At 54.7% G+C, this 13,936-nt stretch carries 10 protein-coding genes and 1 tRNA gene; 6 read left to right on the top strand and 5 right to left on the bottom strand.

Features of this window, described 5'->3' with window-relative positions; translation table 11 throughout:
- Positions 1-32: 32 nt before the first annotated feature.
- A complete protein-coding gene (locus tag FFI90_RS16730; RefSeq protein WP_144779632.1) occupies positions 33-2,777 on the bottom strand; it encodes a bifunctional acetate--CoA ligase family protein/GNAT family N-acetyltransferase in 2,745 nt (914 codons plus the stop codon).
- A 158-nt stretch (positions 2,778-2,935) separates the two neighbouring features.
- Here FFI90_RS16730 and FFI90_RS16735 point away from each other — a divergent pair, with 158 nt between their 5' ends.
- Positions 2,936-3,862 (top strand): histone deacetylase family protein, encoded by a 927-nt coding sequence (locus FFI90_RS16735; RefSeq protein ID WP_144779634.1) that lies wholly within the window; start codon positions 2,936-2,938, stop codon positions 3,860-3,862.
- Positions 3,863-3,897: 35 nt separating this feature from the next.
- Here FFI90_RS16735 and FFI90_RS16740 read toward each other — a convergent pair whose 3' ends face one another.
- Positions 3,898-4,782, bottom strand: a complete 885-nt coding sequence (locus tag FFI90_RS16740; protein ID WP_144779950.1) for a flagellar protein MotY — start codon at positions 4,780-4,782, stop codon at positions 3,898-3,900.
- A 240-nt stretch (positions 4,783-5,022) separates the two neighbouring features.
- On the opposite strand from FFI90_RS16740, the gene pyrC reads away from it, so the two are divergent.
- Together pyrC and rnt are read left to right on the top strand one after the other, a co-directional pair.
- Positions 5,023-6,054, top strand: a complete 1,032-nt coding sequence (gene pyrC / locus FFI90_RS16745) for a dihydroorotase (protein ID WP_144779636.1) — start codon at positions 5,023-5,025, stop codon at positions 6,052-6,054.
- Positions 6,055-6,096: 42 nt separating this feature from the next.
- Positions 6,097-6,753, top strand: a complete 657-nt coding sequence (gene rnt, locus FFI90_RS16750; RefSeq protein ID WP_144779638.1) for a ribonuclease T — start codon at positions 6,097-6,099, stop codon at positions 6,751-6,753.
- Positions 6,754-6,841: 88 nt separating this feature from the next.
- On the opposite strand, the gene FFI90_RS16755 is transcribed toward rnt, so the two are convergent.
- Positions 6,842-8,827, bottom strand: coding sequence for an SDR family oxidoreductase (locus FFI90_RS16755; protein ID WP_144779640.1), 1,986 nt, complete (start codon positions 8,825-8,827; stop codon positions 6,842-6,844).
- Between the two features lie 372 nt (positions 8,828-9,199).
- Between FFI90_RS16755 and FFI90_RS16760 the strand changes: the two genes are divergently transcribed.
- Positions 9,200-9,499 (top strand): hypothetical protein, encoded by a 300-nt coding sequence (locus FFI90_RS16760; protein WP_144779642.1) that lies wholly within the window; start codon positions 9,200-9,202, stop codon positions 9,497-9,499.
- An 80-nt stretch (positions 9,500-9,579) separates the two neighbouring features.
- Complete coding sequence (locus FFI90_RS16765) at positions 9,580-12,432, top strand: insulinase family protein (RefSeq protein ID WP_246123642.1); 2,853 nt, start codon at positions 9,580-9,582, stop codon at positions 12,430-12,432.
- On the opposite strand, the gene FFI90_RS16770 is transcribed toward FFI90_RS16765, so the two are convergent.
- Together FFI90_RS16770 and FFI90_RS16775 are read right to left on the bottom strand one after the other, a co-directional pair.
- On the bottom strand, positions 12,419-13,054 hold the full coding sequence (locus FFI90_RS16770) for a TIGR04282 family arsenosugar biosynthesis glycosyltransferase (RefSeq protein WP_144779644.1): 636 nt from the start codon (positions 13,052-13,054) through the stop codon (positions 12,419-12,421). The two genes, FFI90_RS16765 and FFI90_RS16770, sit on opposite strands and share 14 nt — an antisense overlap.
- The gene (locus FFI90_RS16775; protein ID WP_144779646.1) at positions 13,041-13,748 is read right to left on the bottom strand and encodes a TIGR04283 family arsenosugar biosynthesis glycosyltransferase; all 708 of its coding nucleotides are present in this window, start codon (positions 13,746-13,748) and stop codon (positions 13,041-13,043) included. The genes FFI90_RS16770 and FFI90_RS16775 overlap by 14 nt, the downstream gene beginning before the upstream one ends.
- A gap of 86 nt (positions 13,749-13,834) precedes the next feature.
- Here FFI90_RS16775 and FFI90_RS16780 point away from each other — a divergent pair.
- Positions 13,835-13,911, top strand: a tRNA-Arg gene (locus FFI90_RS16780).
- Positions 13,912-13,936: the final 25 nt, after the last annotated feature.

Here is a 13,936-nt window from a genome sequence, read left to right on the forward strand (position 1 = left end):
CGGGCACCACTGAAGCTTTCCACTGCAAGGCTTCAGTGGACACTCGCTCCCAACCGCTCCTTCTGCCAGTCGTTCTCTGGCTCATTCAGCACCAGTCGCAAATCCATCACCTCTTCCTCAAGGTTGTATTTGACCTCGAAGCCCATGTGTTCGGCCAACTGCAGCATGGGGCGGTTATCTGCCAGAACGTTGCCAACCATTTCCACCGTGCCACGGGCGCGGCAGTAATCGATCATTTTCTGCATCAGCGCGACACCGAGGCCTTCACCCTTCATTTTATCGTGGACCATCACAGCGAACTCGCACTGCAAGTTGTCGGCGTCTGTCCAGGTTCTTACAGTGCCGAGCGTTTCCTCTCCCCCACCATCTTCTTTCGGTGCGTTGGCAATAAAAACCATTTCCCTGTCGTAGTCGATCTGCACCATTTGTGCGACGTCCTCCCGGGAGAAATGCTTACGATATTGAAAGAACCGATAGCGGATGGATTCCGGTGACTGCAGCTCGTGGAACACTCGATGCGAGGGCTCGTCCTCTGCCAAGGCCGGACGAATAATCACCCGGCGACCGGATTTTGGAAGCACCAACCACTCCTCAAGCTCTCGCGGGTACGGCTGAATAATCGGCCGACCGGGCGTTTCAGACAGATTGATCGCAATATTAACGGCAACAGCGCCCTGTTCGTTGAATAAAAGGGGCGAAATCTCCAACCCGCGGATCTCCGGTATATCGATCACAATCTGGGAAAGGGTCACCAGCGTTTCCGACACCGCCCGGATATCCGATTCAGGCTTCAAACTGTGCTCTCTGAGCAATTTATACATATAGGTACGGCGCAACAGTTCCCGGGCGAGCACCATGTTCAGCGGTGGCAGCGCAATCTGCCGGTCGGTCATTACGTTGATATGAGCGCCCGAGGCACCACAGACGACCAGGGGGCCAAACTGGGCATCTCTTGTTATTCCTACACTGAACTCAATACCCCCTACGTGCTGATACGACCGCTGCATGGCAAAACCGAGAAATCCGCTGTCCGGAAAGTGCTTCTGGTATTCCTCCATCAGGAAACGACAGGCATCAATAATCGCGTTTTCGCTATTCAGCTTCTGTACCGTGCCCTTATAGCGACGTTGGGCGACGGTGAGCGCTTGAAACGGATGACAGCCCTGCTCGTGGACAATGGTCACATCTACCGGCCGGCGTTCAACAGAAAAAGCCTCGAGAACTTCGTCTACGTCATCACAATAAACCGTCTCGATGGCGTTAATGCCGTAGTCACGAACCACATCACGTGCTTCCCGGCTCGACAAATGTTTGCGACCTGAGCGAAGCGCATTTGCAACAACACGCCGAGGCTTGGCGTGGTCAGAGAAATGATCAGTAAAGGATTCAGGCGTCTCCGTCAGCAGGCGCTGGACACGCTGATGCCGAACGTGTTGCATAAACGCGACAACGGCCTTCTCGGGATTAAAGAACGACGGCAATCCCGCGCGATAGAACTCCTCGCGAGCTTCCATCACCGTGCTCTGTCCAAGCCAGCAGGTGAAAATATTGAGCCGCGTGCCCTTTGCAGCCTGCACAACGGCGTCGGCAATTTGCAGGCTATCTTCCGTCAGACTTGGCGCGTACATCACAAGTACGTTTGCTACTTCAGGGTCCTTCGCCAGAATTTTGATCGCCTTGCCATATAGCTCCGGGGACGCATCGTAGTTAAGGTCGATGGGGTTTTTGCGCGTCCAGTACGGAGGCAACAGCTCCGCCAAAGCGCTAATGCTGGTTTCAGACAGGCGGGCCAGTTCGCCGCCCAGATCCGCCAGCCGGTCAACCGCCAGCACGCCGGGGCCTACTCCATTGGCCATAATCGCAAGGGATTCCCGGCGCAGAGGCCTCATACGTGTGAGCGTTTCCAGGGCATCAAACATTTGCCCAAGCCCATCAACGCGCAGCACACCCGCACGCTGTAGCATGGCATCGTATATGGGATCACTGCGCCTGATGCCGTCTGGCAACTCATGGGGCAGCCACTCGGACTCCGGCACTCTTCCGGACTTTACCGCAATCACAGGCTTGGTTCTGGACGCCACCCGTACAGCCGACATAAACCTTCGAGCGTTTGGAATGTGTTCGATATGCAGGAGAATGGCGCGGGTCTGGGTATCCTGGGCAAGGTAATCAATCAGATCGTCGTGATCAATGTCCATGCCATCGCCGAGGGTAAGAAAATAGGAGAAGCCAACTCCCCGGGCAAACGCCCAGTCAATCACCGAACTGGCGATCGTGCCGGACTGCCCTACAAACGCCACCCGACCAGGAAGCACGCCCATGTGCGCGTATGTGGCGTTCAGGCTTCTGGCCGGCACAATCAAACCAATAGTGTTGGGGCCCAACACTCTGATACCGGTTTCCTTGGCTGCCTCGCGAACCGAATACATCAGCGGCTTGCCGGTTTTACTGTGAGTACGGGACATACCACCGGTCATCACTATGGCGGTGCGCACCCCGGCTTCGCCCAGGCGTCTTATAGTCTTGGCAACCGTATCCGGCGGCGTGCAGACAATGGCGAGGTCTGGCGAAAACCCCATCTTGGCCACTTTTTTGACACAAGGCACACCGTGCACATTGTCGTAATCGTTCTGGTTTACCACCAGAAGCTTGCCAGGATAGCCGCCACTCATCAGATTTCGTAACACCATACCGCCAAGATTGTCTGACCGTTCCGATGCCCCTATCACCGCTATGGAAGCGGGATTGAAAAGACTTTCCAGGTACCGGGTGCTCAAGATGACTCTCCTTTGGTATGTGCCTGCCCTATCTTAGGCGTAGACGAGCCGATGTGAAATGCCTAGCGTTCCTGTAAGACCAAAGAAACGCGGCACCATCGGATTATCCCTGATAAGATCAGAGAAAATATAAGCAAAGTCGGGGCGTTTCGAGATTTATGACCACCGCATTCTTTTCCCACGATGACTGCATGAAGCACGACATGGGGCCGGAGCATCCGGAAAACCCCGCCCGCTTGGCAGCCATCATCAGTTATATAGCCGACACGGGTGTTGCTGAAAAGCTTGACTGGGTTCGCCCGGAAGAAATCACCCGCGACCAGCTTTTAAACGTGCATCCCGAACGCTACCTGCAACAGCTCGACATGATGCAACCCACCAGAGGACGAGTATTCACCGATCCGGATACTGCCATGATGCCGGACACCCTGCGCGCCGCGAGACTGGCAGCCGGTGCCAACATCCAGGCGGTGGATATGGTCATGAGCAGCCAGGTTACCAATGCGTTTATTTGCGCGCGGCCTCCCGGCCATCACGCGGAACGCAGCAAGTCCATGGGCTTCTGTTTTTACAACAACGTTGCACTTGCCGCCATGCGCGCACTCAACTTCCATCACCTTGAGCGGGTAGCCATCGTTGATTTTGATGTGCATCAGGGTAATGGCACGGTAGACATTGTGAGCGGAGACGAACGCATACTGATGTGCTCCAGTTTCCAGCACCCCTTCTACCCGCACTCACACGTGCACCGGCAAGCCGATAACATCGTGAACATCCCCATCGAAGCGGGCTGTTCCGCTGCGGACTTCCGCAAACGGGTGGAGTCCGGATGGATCAAGCGCCTGAACGCCTTCAAACCCCAGGTTATACTGATATCCGCAGGATTTGACGCTCACCGTCTCGATCCTATGGGCGAGCTCAATCTGGAAACTGAAGATTACCGCTGGCTAACTGAAATTCTGGCCGGCGTAGCGGCCGAGCACAGTAACGATCGGATTATTTCAACCCTGGAAGGTGGCTATCACCTGAAGGCTCTCGCAGAAAGTGTGAACGCTCATCTGGAAGTGCTGAGTTCCATCTACTGATTTACTGAAGGCGGCTGACTCTCAGGCCAGCAGCATTAGCCCGCCGAAGTACCACCATACCCATTCGCTTGCTGCAACCCTGGGCGCTCACCCTCTCGCTGCAAGCGGATAGTAGTGCGGCGATTATCGGCAGGCCGTTTGGATACCGGGTACTGATCGCCATGGGCCCTTACCGTAATCAGGTTCGGACTCACTCCCCGACTCTTCAGGTAATCCGCTACCACGTTGGCGCGATCCTCAGACAGTGCGCGATTATCAATACGGCTTCCAATACTGTCGCTATGCCCATCAACAAATACTCGCTCAACCGTGGAATCTGCCATGAGGTAGGCAACGATATTGTCCAGCATATTCATATCGGCTTCAGACAGATTCTTGCTGCCGCTGGAAAAAGCAACTCTTGACCGCCCGATCTGATCGATATTAACCGGCAGCAGATTCGCTGCACACGAACGGTAGCGCTGATACTGGCCGTTAAAATTGATATTGGAAACCTGCACACGAATCGGGCTTCCGTCGTACCAGGAAGCTCGGGTAACCGTCGGGCGCATACCGTCAAGAAGGCTTTGCGCAAGAATCACAGCTTGTCGCGTTTCAAGGGATACCTGACGGCGCCCCTCTGAGATGTCTACCGCACCCACTGGCCTTGGGGCGACACCCGGCCGCCAGGCAGGCGCCTCGACAACCAGCGCACCTCGCCCGGGGCGCATGAGGTGAGATTCAGACTCCAGGAAAAACGACAGGCTTTCTCCGGCTCTGCGGCGAAAAACAGCCCGACCATAGCCTGGGACTTCGTGCACCAGGGAACACTCGAATACGGATTCGGCAAGATACCACTGACTGTTTGAGATTCCTGCGCCATAGCTTCCAGCCATACCTGACCCGGGCAAAAAGATGCCAAGCGCCAGCATTCCCAGCATCTTTCGCGGATTTTTGGTGAAAGTGAGTGCCATAACAGTCATACCGTTGTTTCACGGATGTTTCGTGGTTTCACTGTTTATCGGCACCGGCGCTGTGTTCTTTAATCGCGCAGAGGAAAAACAATCAGCGGCACGTTCTGCTATAATCTGCAAAATTTTTCAGAGCCAGAGCGCCTTCTGAAACGAACGCGCCTTTCACGCCTCTTCTTTACTCTTTGAAGGTATTGCGGAAACCAGCTAATGACCGAACAGCTCACTCTTTTGCGCCCCGACGACTGGCACCTCCACGTTCGCGACGACGATGTCCTAGCAGACGTTGTGCCTGCAACCGCAGCCTGTTTTGGGCGCGCCATCATCATGCCGAACCTTGTTCCACCGGTCACCAATGCCACTGAAGCCTCGGCGTACCGGGACCGCATACTGGCAGCGGCCAAAGGCACCGACTTCCAGCCCCTGATGACACTTTACCTCACAGAATCCACCACCCGCGAAGACATACTTGAGGCAAGCTCCGACGGCGTTGTTGCAGCCAAGCTATACCCTGCCGGAGCCACGACAAATTCTGCTTCCGGCGTAAAGGACATCCGCAATATCTACCCGGTACTGGAAGCCATGGCAGAATGCGGCATGTTGCTGCTCGTTCATGGCGAAGTCACCGATGCAGACATTGATATTTTTGATCGGGAGAAGGTGTTCCTGGAACGCGTTCTGACACCCACACTGAACGCCTTCCCCAACCTCAAGGTTGTACTTGAGCATATAACCACCGCCGACTCCGCTGAGTTTGTTCGGCATCATCAGGGCGATAACCTTGGTGCAACCATCACGCCTCAACATCTGATGTACAATCGCAATCACATGCTGGTCGGTGGCATACGTCCCCACTTGTACTGCCTGCCAATCCTGAAGCGCAATCGGCACCAGCAAGCCCTGAGGGACGCCGTTGCAAGCGGCGACAAGCGCTTCTTTCTGGGCACCGATTCGGCACCGCATGCAAAGGATAAGAAAGAGGCGGCCTGCGGCTGTGCAGGTTGTTATTCGGCCTACGGTGCCATTGGACTGTACGCAGAGATCTTTGAAGAGCTCGGCATTCTTGACCAGCTGGAAGCCTTCGCCAGCCTGAACGGTGCGGATTTCTATGGTCTTCCGCGAAATACCGATACCATTACACTGGTAAAGAAACCCTGGACAATGCCCGATGAGTTGCCATTGGCGGGCGATACCATTGTTCCGCTGAAAGCTGGCGAAACCATTAACTGGCGCTTGGCGTAAATCTATCCCGACTTCCTGATAAACGGCCCAACCGGAGCTTTAGTGACTGACGAAAACAGACAATCGCACCCCATGTCCCGCAGATTTCGCGGTTTTTTACCTATTGTTGTCGATGTGGAGACGGGCGGGTTCAATCCGGAACGTGATGCTCTGCTGGAAATCGCTGCGGTAATACTAACCATGGACGAAGACGGCCGGTTGCGACGGGCTGAAACCCATGTGCAACAGATTGATCCGTTTGAAGGCGCTAACCTGGAACAGTCCGCATTGGATTTCACAGGGATCGACCCTTGGAACCCGGAACGGGAAGCCGTGCCTGAACGGGAGGGCCTGAGTGAAATTTTCAGCCCCATCCGCAAAGCGGTCAAGGCACACGATTGCAAGCGCGCAGTGTTGGTGGGGCACAACGCAACCTTCGATCACAACTTTGTATTTGCTGCAGCACAACGGGCGGAGATCAACCGGAACCCTTTCCATCCTTTCTCCACATTCGACACGGCCACCCTTGCTGGCCTGGCCTATGGCCACACGGTTCTGGCGCAAGCCTGCAAACTGGCGGGCATTCCGTTCAGTAGTAAAGAAGCCCATTCCGCTGCCTACGATGCGGAAAAAACAGCCGACCTGTTCTGCGGAATCGTTAATCGCTGGCTGGACCTGGGCGGTTTCCCACCGCCGCTGATCCCGGACGAAACCGAATAGCAGAGGCTTTGTTTCGGCACGCAGCACCCATAAAAAAACCCGCGATTAAATGCGGGTTTTTTTAATTCAAAGCTGCGGAAAATACTGGTTACCAGTGAATACCCCGCATAACCGCTGCGAATGCCACCTGCTCCGTGGACACCTTAGGCCTTTCAATGGACTTGCCGCCCACTCCCGGGGATGAATCCGGGAACATGCGATACCCTGTATTCATTACGATTTCGCCCATCTTTGGCGCCAACGCATGCAGTACCTGAGCAAAAATACCAAGACGCGTGGCAACACGCTTGGGGCGTTCAATAATTGCGTTAGTCACCAGATCCGCCGCCTCTTCCGGCGAGAGAGTCGGTACCGAGTCATAGATCTTGGTGGGTGCGATCATGGGCGTCTTCACCAACGGCATATTGATGGTGGTAAACGTTACATTCCGATCTGACCACTCAGACGCCGCACATCGACTGAATGCATCCAATGCCGATTTCGACGCCACATAAGCCGAAAAGCGTGGTGCGTTGGTAAGCACACCAATGGACGAAATGTTAACCACATGCCCACGATTGCGTTCCAGCATGGAAGGTGCAAAACCCATGATCAGGCGAACAGAGCCAAAGTAATTCAGCTGCATAGTGCGCTCAAAATCGTGGAAGCGATCAAATGACAACGACAGCGAACGACGGATCGAGCGCCCGGCATTGTTCACCAACACATCGACGTGACCATGGTTATCCAGCACGGTTTTCACAAACCGATCACATTCCTCCATATCGGAGAAATCACACTGGTAGGCGTGCACATTGCCACCTTTGGCCTCCAGGGATGCAGTCACCTCATCCAGTTTTGACTTGGTGCGAGCGCCAATCACCAGAACAGCCCCAGCTTCTGCCAATTTCTCAGCCGTCGCCAAGCCAATACCGGACGTTGCGCCGGTTATCACACACACCTTACCTTCAACCGTACCTTTCAGGGTGTGGTCCCTGAACAGGTCGGGATCGAGATGACGCTCCCAGAAGTCCCATATCACGGGTGCATAGCTCTCGAGGCGAGGCACCTCTATACCTGTTCCTTTCAATGCGCGCTCGGTTTCACGAGCATCGAAGCGTGTGGGGTAATTTATGAAAGACAACACCGAGCGCGGAATGCCCATATCGTCCAACACAGCGCTGGTCAGCCGCTTAATCGGCGGCAGATTCTTCAGGCTCTGGCGAATAAACGGTGGCACAAAACCAAACATACGAGAGTCGATACGCATACCCATTTTGGGTGCGTGGCCGGCCTCACAGAATATGTTAAGAATTTCGCCCACTTTATAAGGATCAGAATCAACAAGGTGGAAACACTTTCCGTCCTCATCTTCCAGATGCGCAATGTGATCCATGGCGTTGACGACAAAGTCCACGGGGACAACATTCAGACGACCACCTTCCACGCCAATCGTCGGCACCCACTGGGGCAATGTGCGACGGATCTTCTGAATCATTTTGAAGAAATAATATGGTCCGTCAATTTTGTCCATTTCGCCGGTTTCAGAGTGACCGACTACCATGCCCGGGCGATAAATACGGAACGGCACTTTGCATTCTTCACGGACAACTTTTTCGGATATGTGCTTGGTCATCAGATAAGGATGATCCAGCTTTTCAGCTTCCTCAAACATATCCTCACGAAAGATGCCCTTGAACAGGCCTGCTGCTGCGATAGACGAAACATGGTGGAAATGTTTGGCCTTCATGGCTCCGGCGGCATTGACTGCAGCCCTGGTGCCATCAATATTCGTGGCTTGCTGAGCTGCCTCATCGGCATCCATATCGTAAACGGCAGCCAGGTGGAAAAAATGGTCAACCTTTCCTGTCAGCGCTTTCAGGGTTTTGGCATCGATACCCAGGTTTTCGCGGGTGAGGTCGCCAAACACGGCCTTGACACGGGAGTCGTCAACGCCCCAACGCTCTCTGAGCGCGTCGAGCTTTCCCGCCGACTGCTCGCGCATAAGCAGGTGCACGGTACCGCCCTTCGCCAGTAACTTTTCCACAAGAAAACGGCCAATAAACCCTGTACCACCGGTCAGGAAATAATTCATTGATAATCCACCCTGCATATTGCTCTGTTGTTGTCTGTTAAAGCTGACCTTATTAGACCAAAGTCTTATGGCGGCCATATAAGGCGGCATTGTAACCAAATGCAGCTTTCATGTATCGGTCTTTTTTAGAGTCTTTACTCTGTAACCTATTGTTTTAAATAGAGTCATTACTCTAATATGTGGCCAGCATGCCGGTATTTTTTGTCGACATGCGGAATTTGAGATTAGCACAGTAATCTGCGTATGCCTTCCCCCCGGATGAATTACCGCAAAGCAATGAAACAGCCTGCCAGCAATGCGATAATCCGGAACTTGTCGCCTCTTCAGGCATCAACCCTTTTCACAGACCAAGCAATATCCGGAAACCAGACGATGCAAAATGACAACCCGAATGCCGAACGCTACATCACTATTGCCCGCGCCTGCCTGAGAGCCATCAATGACACGGCGAAAAACTCCGGAGACCGTGAGCAGAAGATTCAGGCGGTTTACCAGGCAATCGACACGGCTTTCCAGGCTGAGTTTGCCGATTACCGCGAATCCGTCGCTATCATGGCAACTGTGCTCGAGCGCATTGCGTCTGGCCAGCTTGATGGCGAAAAAGCGGCTGACCTGGCTCGCAAGACGCTGGATCAACAGCCGGATAATACCCGTAAGGCAATGATGCATTGAGACGGCGTACATCGTTTCCGCGCAAGACCGTATATCCAGAATGACTTTCAAAAAGCTCCTTAACGGATAGCAGAGGCCCTATGCGAATTGGTATTAACTTGAATGCGAGAATGCAGGTTCTGACGGAAAATGTACTTACGCTGTTATTGCTAATATTTTTCAGCTCGTTTGCCTCAGCGGCACAAGCGCCGGAAAAGAGCCCGAACGACAACAACGAATACCGCTTCATAGAGCTGGATAACGGCTTGCGCGCCATTCTGGTATCTGACAAAAACGCAGATAAAGCCGCCGTCTCCATGAACGTAGCCGTTGGCAGCGGTGATGACCCGAAAGAACGCGAGGGCATCGCACACTTTCTGGAGCACATGCTGTTTCTGGGCACTCAAAAGTACCCTGAGCCCGGCGAGTACCAACAGTTCATTAAAAGTCACGGCGGCAGCCACAATGCTTTTACGGCTTTTCGCAACACCAACTACTTCTTTGATATCCAGGCCGATTACCTGGAGCCAGCGCTGAACCGCTTCTCCCAACAGTTCGCGGCACCACTGTTTACCGCCGAACTTGTCGACCGCGAGCGCAACGCAGTGCATTCAGAATTCAGTTCCAAACAAATGGAAGATGGCCGGCGCTTCTATTCCGTCAAAAAGGCCACCAGCAATCCCGAGCATGCTTTCCACCAGTTCGCCGTGGGCAACCTGACCACGCTGGAAAACACCGACGACAACCCGCTTCGGCCCGATCTTATCGAGTTCTGGAAAGCCCGTTACTCGGCCAACCTGATGACCCTCGCTGTCTATGGTCCACAGACGCTCGACAGGCTTGAAACGATGGTGCGAGCGCGCTTTGACGCCATTGAGAACCGCAACCTGAAACCACGGGTCCACTCCGCCAGCCTGCTGGAAGCCGATGCGCTGCCAGCCAAGGTAACTGTAGAAGCCATCAAGGATGTGCGCAGCCTGTCGCTGTCATTCCCGATTCCCTCGCAGCAGGAAAACTACCGCACCAAGCCCGCCAGCTACGTTGCCAACCTGTTGGGCCACGAAGGCCCCGGAAGCCTGTTTGACGTGCTCAAGAAAAACGGCTTGGCCGATGGCCTGTCTGCAGGCATTGGCATGGATACGGGCGAAAACGCTACGCTGGACATCAGCATTGCCCTGACGCCGGAAGGCCTGAAGCGGCATGACGAAATCCTTCCGCTGGTATTCCGGTATGTCGACATTGTCCGTGAGCAGGGCATCAGCCAACAGCGTTTTGAGGAAATGCAGCGGCTGGCGCAAATCGATTTTCGCTTTCGCGAACAGGGCGAGCCCATGCATGAGGCCATGCGCCTGTCGAGCCAACTCCAGGATTACCCTACAGATGACATTCTCAGCGCGCCATGGTTGATGGAACGCTACGCACCGGATCAGTACCGGGATATTCTCTCCAGACTGACTCCGGATAACGTAATGGTGTACTTGCTCGCACCACAACCTGGCCTGAAGGACCCAAACCTCACCCAGTGGTATGAAACACCCTGGCAAATTGAGCCCCTGAATGCGGAAGCGCTTCAGACCAAAGCACCAGACGCGCTTGCCAAAGCGCTCGAGCTTCCCTTACCCAACCCGTTTGTGCCGGAAAACCTCGCCATGGTGCCAGGCAAAGCCATGGATAAGCCCGAGCTGCTGGGTAATCATGAGGGTATGGCGATCTGGTTTGCCCGGGATACACGCTTCAATACGCCAAAAGCCAACGTATTTTTCAGCCTGCGCACACCGGCTGCCCGCATATCTGCTCGCAGTCATGTTCTTACGCGGCTTCTGGTGGACAGCATCAACAACAATCTTAACGCCTGGGCCTATTCCGCGCGCCTTGCCGGGCTGGATTACAGCATATACCCGCACCTGCGTGGCATCACCGTGCGGGTTGGCGGCTACAGCGACAAACTCCACACTCTGATGAACCGCATCCTCATGCAGGTTGCCACCCCGCAGGTTACCCGACAGCGGTTTGATATCGCCCGACAAAACCTGATAGACAGCCTGCAAAACAAAGCCAAAGACCGCCCAGTGGAGCAAACATCGGAGTTCATCCAGACAGCCCTGCTTGAGGACACCTGGAGTACAGAAGAAAAGCTGCTCGCTGCCAGAGGCGTAACCCTCGACGAGCTCATGTCTTTCGCCGAGGCGCTGCTGTCGGAAGTTGATCCCGTGCTGCTGGTTCATGGCAATGTTACCCAGGCTTACGCACTGAACCTGGCGCAGCAGATTGATGCCATAGTTCTGGGCAAAAGTGCCTTTGCACCGGTTGAACGAAGCCGTGTGCGCAAGCTGCCGGAAGAGGAACTACTGGTCTCACTGAACGTAGAACACCCGGATACCGGATATACGCTTTACACACAGGGTACGAACACCAGCTTCGAAGAGCGCGCACGCTTCCGCTTGCTGGCGCAGATTATTAGCAGCCCGTTTTATGAAGAAATCCGTACCACACGCCAACTTGGCTACATCGTGTACGCAACCCCATTCGAGATGCTCGAAACGCCGGCCCTTGGCTTCGTGGTTCAATCCCCCACTGCCAGCCAGGCGACCATTGACCAGGCAGTTCGCGAGTTCACTGAAGGCTTTGAAACGACCCTCAGTAACCTGAGTGCCGAGCGCATTGAGCGTGAAAAACAGGCGGTTATCAGCAGTATTCTGGAGCAGGATCGCCAACTGGGTGAGATTTCCGGGCGCTACTGGCGCGAGATTGACAGGGGAGCAGATAGCTTTGATTCTCGCGAGAAACTCGCGAAGGCCATTGAAGCAGTCAGCCCTGAAGAGCTGAAGGCCACCTTCAGGGCTGCGGTATTAAACCGTGACAGGGCGCTACGTGTGGTGACTGGGGGCGACGAATTGAGTGCAGATAAAGCTCGCGACCTTATTCTTCAGCAACCGCCAGTTACCGCAAAATAAGCTTAAAGCGCGCCCAATCCTCGGGCTCATCCACGTCCCAGCGGGGCTCAAGCAAACCAACGCTGAGCCCCAACTCTTCCAACCGTTCACAGGTTTGCTCAAGAACGTGCTCCGTACCCCACACAATATCATCGAGCATGTGCGGAACCACCCGGCGAACCCCAATTAACACGTAGCCACCGTCATCGGATGGTCCCAAAATCACATCGCATTCTTTCAAGCGGGCAACGGCTTGGCGCACATATTCTGGCTCAACCGAAGGGCAGTCGCTGCCCACAATCAAAGCCAAGGTATGTGATTGAAGACCGGCTTCCAGAGCGCCCAGCATACGTTCGCCCAAGTTAGCGCCCTGCTGTACTCGCTGCCGCAAGCCATGATGCTCGATGGCGCGAACAACCTCCTGCGCATCCTCCGGCACAGCCTCCACTGCCCTATCCCACCAGAACTGCACAGGAAGGCCAGAGCCACACAGGTTATCCAGCACAGCAAGCGTAAGAGTTATGTGCGCCTCCAGCGCCCCGGAAGCACCTAGCGCCGGAATAAGCCGGGTTTTTACCCGCCCGGCTTCCGGCCACTTGGCGAATTGCATTAACAGCGCACTGGGGGCTTCAATCTTTGGCATTACGAACGTCCGAACGGTAGGAGTGAGCAAGCGCTTCAGGTGATTCGCCGCGCCAATAGCGCCAGCGTAAACGCCACATAAGAAAAATCGTACGCCAGATGCCACCTTGCTCCCAGCGCCGGCTGTCAGTGACCACCGGATCGTGAATACAGAAGGGCCGGGAAGCCGGGCGGAGGCGCCGGGAGAACTCAACATCCTCCATAATCGGCAGGCTATCGAACCCGCGCAAAGCTTCAAAAACCTCCCTGCGCACGAACAGCGCCTGATCACCGGTGCAAATGCCCGTTAACCGAGAGCGCTGATTCATAAACCAGGCAATCACACGAAACATCGCACTCTTGCCGCTCAGGCGGACATCGAAACGGCCCCAGGCTCTATCGCTTGAAACAAACGCACTCAAGCGATCCAATGCACTTGATGGCAGGCGGGTATCTGCGTGCAAAAATAACAAAATGCTGCCGTTGGCAACAGACGCGCCTGCATTCATTTGAGTGGCCCTGCCCTTGTCTGACTGAACCACCCTATCTGCAAGAAGGTCTGCCAACCTGGCGGTGCCGTCCGTGCTACCCGCATCCACAACAATCACTTCGTGCCCCGCGTCGCGTAAAGACTGCAGAGCGTCAAGCGTTTCAACAACGCCCGAAGCCTCCATCCAGACTGGTACAATAATACTAAGCGACAAAGGATCAGACAAAGCACACTCCCGAACTAACAGAAAACACGGTAACACCTTGAGCCATAAGCCTCAGGCCGTTATCATACCGATCTTCTCAAAGAAGCGCCTTCGTAGCTCATCTGGATAGAGCGTCCCCCTCCTAAGGGGAAGGTAGCAGGTTCGAGTCCTGCCGAGGGCACCAGTTACTCTTCCGTATCGATCCAAAA

The organism is Marinobacter maritimus, assembly GCF_007671675.1.
Classification (GTDB): domain Bacteria; phylum Pseudomonadota; class Gammaproteobacteria; order Pseudomonadales; family Oleiphilaceae; genus Marinobacter; species Marinobacter maritimus.

Bases quoted from the DNA above. Each gene is read 5' to 3' on its own strand.
- FFI90_RS16735 (WP_144779634.1), top strand. From the start codon at position 2,936: ATGACCACCGCATTCTTTTCCCACGATGACTGCATGAAGCACGACATG.
- FFI90_RS16740 (WP_144779950.1), bottom strand. From the start codon at position 4,782: ATGCTGGGAATGCTGGCGCTTGGCATCTTTTTGCCCGGGTCAGGTATG.
- pyrC (WP_144779636.1), top strand. From the start codon at position 5,023: ATGACCGAACAGCTCACTCTTTTGCGCCCCGACGACTGGCACCTCCAC.
- FFI90_RS16755 (WP_144779640.1), bottom strand. From the start codon at position 8,827: ATGAATTATTTCCTGACCGGTGGTACAGGGTTTATTGGCCGTTTTCTT.
- FFI90_RS16760 (WP_144779642.1), top strand. From the start codon at position 9,200: ATGCAAAATGACAACCCGAATGCCGAACGCTACATCACTATTGCCCGC.
- FFI90_RS16765 (WP_246123642.1), top strand. From the start codon at position 9,580: ATGCGAATTGGTATTAACTTGAATGCGAGAATGCAGGTTCTGACGGAA.
- FFI90_RS16770 (WP_144779644.1), bottom strand. From the start codon at position 13,054: ATGCCAAAGATTGAAGCCCCCAGTGCGCTGTTAATGCAATTCGCCAAG.